This is a genomic window from Pseudoxanthomonas sp. LH2527 (assembly GCF_022539275.1).
GTDB lineage: Bacteria > Pseudomonadota > Gammaproteobacteria > Xanthomonadales > Xanthomonadaceae > Pseudoxanthomonas_A.
Genome location: NZ_JAKZBW010000008.1, coordinates 133,269 through 141,384 on the forward strand (window position 1 = coordinate 133,269; position 8,116 = coordinate 141,384).

Below are 8,116 nucleotides of genomic sequence, written 5' to 3' on the forward strand. Positions count from 1 at the left end.
TCCCGGCCACGGAGCGACCACACGCGGGCCCGGGCCCTCGCCCCTTTAGGCCTGCAGAACCGCGCCGATACCGTTCTTGGTAAACCTACTTACCGGAGACGCGTTCTGTCCGAGCACCTGGACAAGCACCGCCGCGGCACGCCCTGGTGGCGGCGTCGACTGGCGGCCTGGTGCCTGCCCCTGCTGGGCGGGATGGCGGCGCTTTGCCCGCCCGCGCAGGCGCTGGATCCGTCCAAGTCGTTCCACCACTACGTGCGCAACCACTGGGCGCTGGAACAGGGCCTGCCCCAGCTCAGCGTGCTGGCCATCGCCCAGGACAAGCCCGGCTACCTCTGGTTCGGTACCCAGGCCGGATTGAGCCGCTTCGACGGCGTGCGCTTCACCAACTTCGACCTCGACAACACCCCGGACTTGCCCAGCACCTGGATCCAGGCCCTGCATACCGACCGCGAAGGCCGTCTGTGGATCGGCACCCCGCAGGGACTGGCGGTCCGCGACGGCAACCGCATCAAGTCGCTGTCGCTCGCCCCCGGCGAAGCCGCCGGTGTCGTCGATGTGCGCGCCCTCGCACGCGACGTCCGCGGCCGCCTGTTGCTGGCCACGCCCCGCGGCGTCATGGTCGTGGTGGCCGACCGCCTGCAGACCCTGCATCCGATCGACGACGGCGGCGCGCTGGCGCTGCACGTCGACGACACCGGCACGCTCTGGGTCGGCGCACGCGGGCGCGTGCACGCCTTCGACGGCACCGGCGAACGGGTCCAGACGCTTCCGGCCGGTGCATCCCTCGCCACGGTCACCTCACTGGCCCGCCACGATGGCCGCCTGTGGGCCGGCTGCGACACCGGCCTGTTCGTGCTCGACGGCGCGCACTGGCGACGCGACCCCACCGTCGCGCCCGTCAGCGGCGGCGTGCAGGCGTTGCACGAAGATCGCGACGGCATCCTGTGGGCCAGCACCCGCGACACCCTGTACCGGTTGCAGAAAGGCGTCCTGCTGGAGCGGATCGATGCGACCGGTCCGTTGGCGGAGATCCGCGCGCTCTATGAGGACCGCGAATCCAACCTGTGGCTGGGCAGCAACAGCGAGGGGGCCAGCCGGGCGTGGAATGGCTGGACCCGCCGCTACAGCCGTGCGGAGGGCCTGCGGCAGCCGTTGCTGTGGTCCGTCGCGCAGGCGCCGGATGGCCGCGTGTGGGTCGGCAGCGACGATGGCGTGAGCGTGCTGGAAAACGGCCGCTTCCGCTCGCTGGTCAAGGGCAGCGACCTGCCGCATCCGGCCGCCTACAGCCTGTTGCCCGAGAACGGGCAGACCTGGATCGGCACGCGCGACGGCGCCGCGCTGTATCGCGATGGCCGCGTGCAGCGGCCGCGTGCGCTGGCGGCGATGGATGCCGCACAGGTGAACGGCATCGTGCGCGACCGCCACGGCCGGTTGTGGTTCGCCACCAGCACCGGCCTGTACCGGTGGCAGGACGGCGAGCGCCTGCATCACTACGGCGAGCGCGCCGGCCTGCGCGACGTGCGCGTGCGCGTGCTGCTGGAAACGCGCGACGGCCGCTTGCTGGTCGGCACGCAGAGCGGACTGTACGAGTTCGTCGACGAGCGCCTGATCGCCGTTCCGCTGACCGGAACGGGACTGGACGCGCCGCATATCGTCTCCCTGCACGAACTGGCCGGCGGGCAGTGGCTGGCCGGTGCGCTGTCGGAGGAAATGATGCTGCTGTTCGACGGCCGCCGCTGGACGCGCCTGGACAAGGCGCGCGGAATACCGGCGAACGCGCCGTTCTTCTTCGCCGAAGACACCCGCGGTTTCCTGTGGGCTGGCGGCCTGCGCGGCATCTATCGGGTGTCGGTGGCCGACCTGCTTGGCGCCGCCGACGACCCCACGTTCAAGGTGACTGCGCGGACGCTGCTCAACGAGCGCGGCGACCGCCACGGCGGCCAGAAGGGGGACTGCTGCAACGGTGCCGGCAACAGCCGCGGCTTCATGGCCGACAACGCGCTGTGGCTGCCGACCCGCGACGGGGTGGTGGTGATGGCGACCGACCAGCCGCTGGCCAACGCCTATGTGCCCGAATCGGTTATCGAACGCGTGCAGGTGCAGGGACAGTGGCGAGCCGCCGAACGCGCGACGGAATGGGCGCTGCCCAGTGCCGCGCGCGACCTGCGCTTCGAATTCACCACGCTCAGCTTCCAGGCGTCGGATCACATCGACATCCGCTATCGCCTGAAGGGCTACGACGACGAGTGGAAGCTGCTGGACGATCCGCACCAGCGCAGCGCCACCTATACCAACCTGCCGGCGGGCCATTACGTGTTCGAGGTGCTGGGCACCAACAACAGCGGCGTGTCCGGACGCGCCGCCGCCACGCAGGCGTTCGCCATCGCGCCGTACTTCTACGAAAGCGCGTGGTTCTACCTGCTGCTGGCCATCGCGCTGGGCATCCTGGTGCTGCTGTCCAACCGCTGGGTGCTGCGCCGCCACCACAACCGCCGCGTGGCGCTGGAGCGCCTGGTGCAGCAGCGCACGCGCGACCTGCAGCAGGCCAACCGGCAACTAGAGGCGATCAGCCTCACCGATCCGCTGACCGGCCTGCACAACCGCCGCTACCTGACCCGGCAACTGCCCGCCGACATCGCCTATTACCAACGCATGCCGGGCTTCGCCGCCGGCGTGGACGTGCTGGCGTTCGCGCTGCTCGACATCGACCACTTCAAGTCGATCAACGACGGCCACGGCCACCAGGTCGGCGACCATGTGCTGCAGACGGTGGCGCACCGCCTGCGCACGCTGTCGCGCGATGGCGACTACGTCATCCGCTGGGGCGGCGAGGAATTCCTGATGGTGTTCCGGCCGATGCCGCGCCACGAGCTGCACGCGCTGGGCCGCCGCATCTGCTCGGCGATCGCCGCCGAACCGGTGGAGGTGTCGGGCGCGCGCCTGCAGGTGACCGCGTCGCTGGGACTGATCGGCTATCCGCCGTTCCCCGACGCGCCCGACCTGCTGGGCTGGGAGCAGTTGGTCTCGCTGGCGGATCGCGCGCTGTACGACGTCAAGGCGCATGGCCGCAACGGCTGGGCGCTGTACGAAGCGACGCCGCTGCCGTTGCCGTCGCTCGATCCCGACCTGCTGCGGCGCGACCCCGGCGAACTGGTCCGCCGCGGCCATCTGGTGCTGCGCGGCCCGCATCATCCGACGCCTTCGCCGCCGGCACCGCCGCGGGTGTGACGGCACCACGACACCCTCGCGTTACGATGGCCCGCCCTGTCGCGGAAGCGCCCGAATGAAGATGTTTCCCTCGATATTCGCCAAGGCGGCGTTGCTGCTGGCCACCACCACGGCGCACGCCACGTCGCTGCCGACCTATGGCGCCCGCCTGGAAGGCTTCGAGTATCCGCATCCGGTGCGCACGTACGCGTTCACCTCGCAGGCGCAGCCGCTGGAGATGGCGTATCTCGACATCGCGCCGGCCACGCCGAACGGCCGCACCGTCGTGCTGCTGCATGGCAAGAATTTCTGCGCGGCCACGTGGGAAGCGGCAATCGCCGCGCTGGCCGACGCCGGTTACCGCGTGGTCGTGCCGGACCAGATCGGCTTCTGCAAATCGAGCAAGCCGCCGCGCTACCAGTATTCGTTCGGCCAACTGGCGGCCAACACGCACGCGCTTCTCGCCTCGCTGGGCATCGAGCGTGCGGTGATCGTCGGCCACTCGATGGGTGGCATGCTCGCCGCCCGCTATGCGCTGCAGTATCCGGCGGCGACGGAACGGCTGGTGCTGGTCAACCCGATCGGGCTGGAGGACTGGAAGGCCGAGGGCGTGCCGTGGCGCAGCGTCGATGCCTGGCACGCGCGCGAGCAGAAGACCTCGTTCGACAGCATCCGCGACTACCAGCGCACCGTGTACTACGGCGGCGAATGGAAGCCCGCTTACGAGCGCTGGGTGCGGATGCTCGGCGGCATGTACGCCGGCGACGGACGCGAGGCGGTGGCGTGGAGCCAGGCGCTGACCTCGGACATGGTGTTCAGCCAGCCGGTGGTCCATGAATTCCCGAAGATCACCGTACCGACCACGCTCTTCATCGGCCAGAAGGACCGCACCGCCATTGGCAAGGACCTCGCCTCGCCCGAGGTGGCGAAACGCATCGGCGACTATCCGGCGCTCGGCAAGCGCGCGGCGGCGGCGATCCCGGGCGCAAGGCTGGTGGAGTTCGCCGAGCTGGGCCACTCGCCGCAGGTCGAGGATCCGGCACGCTTCAACGCATCTCTGCTCGACGCGTTGAGGTGAGACGGGACATGCAGCAGTGAGCGGAGAGGAGTGAGGAGTGAGAAAAAGCGCTCCCTCCCCACGCTACCGGCTTTGCTGCTCACTCCTCACTTCTCTCGACTCACTCCTCTAGACTCATTCCCCGATCGCCAGCACGTCGTCCAGCAGTGCAGCGGCGGTGACATCGGCGCCGGCACCCGGCCCCTGGATGACCAGCGGCTGGTCGGGATAGCGGTCGCTGTAGATCGCCACGCGATTGTCGGTGCCGCCGCCCGCGCAGAGCGGATGGTCCAGCGGCAATGCCTGCAGGCCGACACTCGCGCGTTCGGCATCGAAGCGGCCGATGAAACGCAGGCGCGCGCCGTTGCGGTAGGCCTCCTTGAACCGCGCGGCCAGGGGCGCGTCGAGCTGCGGCAATGCCGCGTCCAGCGCAGGCAGCGGCAGCGCGGCCAGTTCCGCCGGCACCAGCGAATCCACGCGCACGTCCTCCGCCTGCAACGGCAGCCCGGCGGCACGGGCCAGGATCAGCAGCTTGCGGCGCACGTCTTCGCCGGACAGGTCCAGCCGCGGGTCGGGTTCGGTGTAGCCGGCCTGTCGCGCCTGGCGGACGAAGCCGGAGAACGCGCGCATGCCGTCGTAGTGGTTGAACAGCCACGCCAGCGAGCCGGAGAGCACGCCTTCGACGCGAAGGATGCGGTCGCCGCCGGCGACCAGTGCGCGCAGGCTGCGCAGCAGCGGCAGGCCGGCGCCGACGGTGGCGGCGTCGCCGTAGCGCGCGCCGGAGCCGGCGCGCGCGCGCGCGATGGCCTGCGCGCGCGACCATGCACCGCCGACACCGAGCTTGTTCGCCGTCACCACATGCACGCCACGCGACAACCATTCCGCATGCCAGTCGGCGACGCTGTCGCTGGCGGTCGCATCCACCACGATGTCCCCCGCCCGCAGCGCCTCGCCCTCCGCCCACGGCGGCAGGTCGCCGTCATGGGCGGCGGACAGGTTGGCGGCATCCAGCGCATCCCGGGCCGAGTGTCCGCAGGCCTGCAGCGCACGCGAGTTGGCCAGCCAGGCCAACGCCGGCACGGGCAGCGCGCGTTGCTGCAGCCGCTCGTAGCGCGCCACGAACGCACTGCCCACCACCCCGGTGCCGAGCAGCGCCAACTTCGGCGCCGTGCGCGGCGCGCTCGCGAGCCGGACGACGGTGCTCATGCGTCGGCGAGTTTGCGTTTGGACTCGGCGGCCACCGCCTCGGCGCGCGCCAGCGCGGCGCCGAGGTCGGCCAGCAGGTCCTCGGTCGCTTCGATGCCGACCGACAGGCGCAGCAGGCCATCGGAAATGCCGGCCTTGGCGCGCGCTTCCGGCGTCATCGCGGCATGCGTCATGGTGGCGGGGTGCGCGACCAGGCTCTCCACGCCGCCCAGCGATTCGGCCAGGGTGAAGTAGCGCAGGCCGTCGACGAAAGCGCGCACCGCCTCTTCGCCGCCCTCCAGTTCGACGCTCAGCATGGCGCCGAAGCCCTTCTGCTGGCGCGCCGCGACCGCATGGCCAGGATGCGCGGCCAGGCCGGGGAAGTAGACCTTCGACACCACCGGGTGCGCGTCCAGCAACGCGGCGATGGCGTCGGCGTTTTCCTGGTGCGCACGCAGGCGCGCATCCAGCGTGCGCAGGCCGCGCAACGTGAGGAAGCTGTCGAACGGCGAGCCGGTCAGGCCCAGCGCATTCGCCCACCACACCAGTTGCTGGTGCGTGTCCGCGTCGCGGGCGATCACCGCGCCACCGACCACGTCGCTGTGGCCGTTGATGTACTTGGTGGTGGAATGCAGCACCACGTCGGCACCGAAGGCGATCGGCGTCTGCAACGCCGGCGACAGGAAGGTGTTGTCCACCACCGTGCGCGCGCCGGCCTTGTGCGCGGCGTCGATGACGAAGCGCAGGTCGGTGATCCGCAGCAGCGGGTTGGACGGGGTTTCGATCAGCACCAGCTTGGGCGACTGCGCCAGCGCGTCGGCCAGTGAGCGCGGGTCGGTCAGGTCGGCGGTGATCAGCTCGAAGTGGCCCTTCTTCGCCAGCGCGTTGAACAGGCGCCAGCTGCCACCGTAGGCGTCGTGCGGCACCACCAGGCGGTCACCCGGCTCCAGCAGCGCGTTCAGCACCAGCGTGATGGCGCCCATGCCGGTGGCGGTGATGACCGCGCCGGCGCCGCCTTCCAGATCGGCCAGCGCCTCGGCCAGCAGGTCGCGGGTGGGGTTGCCGCTGCGGGTGTAGTCGTACTCGCGCTTCTGCGCGAAGCCGGCGAAGCTGAAGTTCGACGACAGCACGATCGGCGGCGTCACCGCGCCGTAGGCGGTGTCGCGGTCGATGCCGGCGCGCACGGCGGCGGTGGCGGGACGACAGGGCGCGTCGTTGTCGGTGGGGGCGTAGCTGCTCATGCGAGGTCTCCGGCGGCGCGCAGGGCCGAGGTGAGGATGGAATCGATGCGGTCGGTTTCTTTCAGGAAGGCGTCGTGGCCGTACGGCGAGCGCAGCACGCGCAGCTGGCCCAGCGTGCCGAGGCCCTCGACCAGCGAGACGGAATCGGACAGCGGCACCAGCCGGTCGCCTTCCACCGCGACCACCAGCGTGGGCACGCGGATATCGGCGGGATCGACGCGGTGCAGGTCGATGGATTCGGACAGGCGCACGTAGGCGGTCACCGGCGTGCGCGCCACGTACTGCGCGCCGGCGGCGTCGAGGTAATCCTCGGCGGCCACGCGCACGCGGCCGTTGACGATCTCCGGGGCGCTGTCGAAGCGCTCGCCGAATTCCTCCGGCGTGCGGTAGCTGAGCATGGCAAACTGGCGCGCCAGCGACAGGCCCTGCGCATCGGCGCATTGCAGCTGGCCCAGCGTCACCGCACGGCGTTGCAGGGCGCGCCACGCGGCGGCATACGGATGCGCGCGGTGCGCACCGCTGACGGCGACCAGCTTCTTCAGCCGCTCCGCATGGCGCACAGCGAACTGCAGGCCGACCAGCGCGCCGTAGGAATAGCCGACGAAGACCTCCAGCCGCGCGATGCCCAGCGCCGACAGCAGCTTGGCGATGGCGTCGGCCTGGTCGGCGGTGTCGATGGGGGCGTCGAGGCGGCCATCGGCGCCGACGAAATCGAAGGCGAGCAACTGGCGCTGCGACGGATCCAGCGCGCGGTCCGCGCCGACCAGCTCGTTCAGCCAGCCGCTTTCGGCAAACACGCCGCTGGCCGCCAGGTGGCGATGCGCGGAGATGCCGCCGGCGACGAACACGACCGGCGCGCCGGCCGGCCCCTGCAGTTCGTAGCGCAGGGTCACCGCGCGCGTGCCGGCGTGGCGCATGGCCAGTTCCACCACCACTTCGCCGCGCAGCGCGCGCGGACCGTCGTCCTGCGTGGACGGGAACGGAAAGCCGTCGATCGACGACGGTTCGGGCAGGCGGTTCAGGGCGGGGCTGGCGTAACTCATGGCGGCATCCGGTGGGCGTGATCCCTTGCGGGACGGGACTGCACCACCGAGCTTCGCGGAGCTCGCGTTCGCCGTGCTGAGGACACGGTACGAACCATCTTCCGGCAGACGCTGAGGTCCCCGCAGGATTTGGCACCACCACGGCGCTTGCGCGTCGCTGGCTGCCCCGGCTTCTTCGGGCCTGTCCCTCTGCCGGTCTCGATGGTGGACGGACTTTGCCCGCCCCCGCCGCGGATGTCAATCGCTTTATTCGGATGAAGCGATGAATATTGACGGCGGTCGCGCTGCCGGCCGGTGCGGCAATGCCGCATAATTCCTGACATGACATTGAAATCCGTCCTTGGCGCTCTCTGCGTGGCCTGCCTGGCCGCCTGCTCCACCGC

5 protein-coding genes and 1 riboswitch are annotated in these 8,116 nt (G+C 70.6%); of the genes, 2 read left to right on the forward strand and 3 right to left on the reverse strand.

The annotated features are described in order from the left end of the window. Positions 1–192: 192 nt before the first annotated feature. Together MMG85_RS06905 and MMG85_RS06910 are read left to right on the forward strand one after the other, a co-directional pair. Complete coding sequence (locus MMG85_RS06905) at positions 193–3,228, forward strand: ligand-binding sensor domain-containing diguanylate cyclase (protein WP_241045371.1); 3,036 nt, start codon at positions 193–195, stop codon at positions 3,226–3,228. A gap of 55 nt (positions 3,229–3,283) precedes the next feature. Further along, complete coding sequence (locus MMG85_RS06910; protein ID WP_241045372.1) at positions 3,284–4,285, forward strand: alpha/beta hydrolase; 1,002 nt, start codon at positions 3,284–3,286, stop codon at positions 4,283–4,285. Between the two features lie 114 nt (positions 4,286–4,399). On the opposite strand, the gene MMG85_RS06915 is transcribed toward MMG85_RS06910, so the two are convergent. From MMG85_RS06915 to MMG85_RS06925, 3 genes are read right to left on the reverse strand one after another with little or no spacing between them, the layout of a single operon-like run. Further along, positions 4,400–5,470, reverse strand: a complete 1,071-nt coding sequence (locus tag MMG85_RS06915; protein ID WP_241045373.1) for a homoserine dehydrogenase — start codon at positions 5,468–5,470, stop codon at positions 4,400–4,402. Further along, positions 5,467–6,690, reverse strand: coding sequence for an O-succinylhomoserine (thiol)-lyase (locus MMG85_RS06920; RefSeq protein ID WP_241045374.1), 1,224 nt, complete (start codon positions 6,688–6,690; stop codon positions 5,467–5,469). Before MMG85_RS06920 ends, MMG85_RS06915 begins: the two co-directional genes overlap by 4 nt. Continuing rightward, complete coding sequence (locus MMG85_RS06925) at positions 6,687–7,733, reverse strand: homoserine O-succinyltransferase (RefSeq protein ID WP_241045375.1); 1,047 nt, start codon at positions 7,731–7,733, stop codon at positions 6,687–6,689. The genes MMG85_RS06920 and MMG85_RS06925 overlap by 4 nt, the downstream gene beginning before the upstream one ends. 91 nt (positions 7,734–7,824) lie before the next feature. Continuing rightward, positions 7,825–7,941, reverse strand: a riboswitch (SAM riboswitch). Positions 7,942–8,116 lie beyond the last annotated feature (175 nt).

Bases quoted from the DNA above. Each gene is read 5' to 3' on its own strand.
- MMG85_RS06910 (WP_241045372.1), top strand. From the start codon at position 3,284: ATGAAGATGTTTCCCTCGATATTCGCCAAGGCGGCGTTGCTGCTGGCC.
- MMG85_RS06925 (WP_241045375.1), bottom strand. From the start codon at position 7,733: ATGAGTTACGCCAGCCCCGCCCTGAACCGCCTGCCCGAACCGTCGTCG.
- MMG85_RS06915 (WP_241045373.1), bottom strand. From the start codon at position 5,470: ATGAGCACCGTCGTCCGGCTCGCGAGCGCGCCGCGCACGGCGCCGAAG.
- MMG85_RS06905 (WP_241045371.1), top strand. From the start codon at position 193: ATGGCGGCGCTTTGCCCGCCCGCGCAGGCGCTGGATCCGTCCAAGTCG.
- MMG85_RS06920 (WP_241045374.1), bottom strand. From the start codon at position 6,690: ATGAGCAGCTACGCCCCCACCGACAACGACGCGCCCTGTCGTCCCGCC.